The 2,615-nt window shown below is 42.2% G+C and carries 1 protein-coding gene; it reads right to left on the bottom strand.

Annotated elements, in window-relative coordinates; genetic code table 11:
• Positions 1 to 2,590 (bottom strand): DUF7379 domain-containing protein (locus HWQ37_RS32820; protein WP_292755325.1); only part of this gene is annotated, 2,590 nt, incomplete at its 3' end.
• Positions 2,591 to 2,615: the final 25 nt, after the last annotated feature.

Here is a 2,615-nt window from a genome sequence, read left to right as displayed (position 1 = left end):
TGTTGAGTGCAATACCCAGAGTCAGTTTTAGCCAATCTTCCACCACAGACCAAGGAGAACCGGCGTTTGGTGTACCCAACATAATTAGGTGTTGGACAAATTTATGCCCACCTTCCCGTTCAATAAACCAACGAGATACTAAACCACCCATTGAGTGAGCAATAATATGTAGCTCTTTACCGTGGTTTTCTCCTAAACCTACATCTGTTAGCAATCGTTTTAAATTTTGGGCATTCTGCTCAATAGAAGTATTCAAATTTTCATAATCAAAGGTAAGCACTAAGTCGTAAAGTTCGCTGATGGAAATTTTTTGCCCATCTGGTTGCAATACAGGCTGTTTAATAGTAGATACTAAACTTTCGGTATCGCCGATAATTCCGTGGATATAGAGAGCAATTCGTTTGGCGTTTTTTACCTGCTCCTTAACATAAGCTTTATCGTCATGATAAATTACTTTCTTTTTCTTGTTCTCCGTTATTTCAGGTACTGCTAATATCGGATACTTAAATTCCCGTCCCAAACCCTGGCTGATTACTTTTTGAAAGAAGATGCAGATTGCACCTTGCAGGCTGCGTTCTCCCTCACTTACGGGGGCTGGTAATCTTTCGAGAATAATTTCTGTTTTACCGTCGTTAGTTATTAGACCACGCCCTAGAGGTAAGAAAAATTCACCATCATAACCTATGGGAAGCAGATATTCATTATCTGCTAGGGGTGCATCAACTAACAACTTCAGAGGTGCATCTGGGGTAACTACTTCATAGTCTGCAACGTCGTTCAGTTCCAATACACTTAATCCTGGGTCTGTGCCGCGACTGGTAGTAAATTGGAAAGGTTGAGTTACTTGTGGATCTTCCCGTAGGATGGGAGGCAAAATTTTATTACCCAAATCCCGACTGACTTGTGGTGTAGTTGTGAGGCGAACATTTGCCTTTAAGCTGGGATGAGGTTGTAATTTCACCCCTACTCCTAATTGTTGTTCTTGTCCTGGGGAAACTGGGGTAGATTCCAAGGGGCGGACTGTGGTAATTGTGATTTCCTCTGCATACCAATCGTCAAAACTGACTGCGCTACTTTTGGCTCTGATTTCACGATTTTGCGTCCGAGCCATTAAACGTTCAAGACTACCTTGATTTGCAGATTCTATATCTCTTGATCTAGGTCGAGGAGCATCTAGTTTATCTTGATTTAACAATCTGGCATCAAATTCGTCATTGCTAACAATCAATTTAATTATGTCTTTGTACTCGGTAATTCCCAGTGTCCAATACTCGTCTGGGACTTCGAGGATCAATTCTTCTCCATCTAAAGCATAAGCTGATTCTCCTGGTTGTAACCTGATGCTACCAGATTCAAAAAATGGGGCGCTAATGGAAAAACTATCTGAAAGATTGACTAAAGCACAGTAAAAAGGCTTTTTAGTTGTATTGGTAAGTTTCAGTTTAAATTCCGGTGGTTGCCACTTACCGTTCTGATACTTGTACTGCAAACGCATCTGCTGTGATTGTGATAAATCCTCGTCTTTAAAGATGAGTTCCATCTTCACATCACCAGTTTTAATCTGAGTCGCCGCAGTATTTGCAAGTTTAGCAATTGTTTTCCATCGGGCAATATGTTCTAAGCGTTTAATTGCTTTCTCTGCGCTGTCTGGGGTGTAACCATCAATTTGAGCTACTAGGGGATGCTCATCTGTGGGTCTGGCTATGATGTACTGGTCATTGTGACACAACAAGCGCAAATCTGCGTTGCCGATTTCTTGTAACTCGCGGACATAGGCTGAGGGTTTACCATTGAGTCCAGCTTTGTTTAGCTGTTCACGCGCTAAGTTTACACTCGCTTCATCTCCTTCAATGGAAACCCCTAAAGGTGGTAAGGGTAAACTGGTGACAACTGCTTTAAAAGTGCTATCAGTAGCTAGGTTTTCTACCCCTTCAATATCGATTTTGCTATTAATTGGCAATACCTGAGTTACTTTTGCTGTACCTACAGAGTTTGAGGGGTCACGCAAATCGTCATTATTAGCATCAAATTTAAATAGTGCTAATAAAGTAGTTTCGCCATTTTTGGGTGGTTGCACTCCGTGGACAGCACCACCTTCAATTACCCATCCAGAGGTTTTGTCATGGTTGACAATGAAGTATGATGCAACTGGGGCGATCGCACCATCAAGGAAGAACTTATCACCATCTTGGGGATCATTCACTTCCAATTGCGGAGACTGTTCTCTACCTTCACTACGGACAATAGCATTTGTGCGGGCAAATAAATCCCGATATGTCAGCTTTCCGTTGGTCTTGCTAAGTGTATCCAACAAATAATAGGAGAAATAACCCCTAAACTTACCTGGGTATTCCTTCGCTGTTTCGTAGTCTCGACAAGCCGCTAGCAGCACATGACGACCTTTGGGGATCTTCCAACCTGTCGGGTGTTTTTCGGGATCGCGATCGCGGGAATCTGTAAGTTTCTCTAAATCTTCCAGTTTAAAAATAAAGCTATCTAAAGGACGTTCTCGTTTATCGGCGGGAAAACGGCGTTCTTTGGCTTCTTGCATGGGATCTTTCGTGCCAGAACCAGAGTGACAACAATCCATAATGATGGTTATATGCGGTTCTTTT

The organism is Nostoc sp. NMS4, assembly GCF_017115095.1.
Lineage (GTDB): Bacteria > Cyanobacteriota > Cyanobacteriia > Cyanobacteriales > Nostocaceae > Nostoc.
The sequence above is the reverse complement of the archived record's forward strand: the minus strand, read 5'-3'. Positions and strand labels throughout refer to the sequence as shown.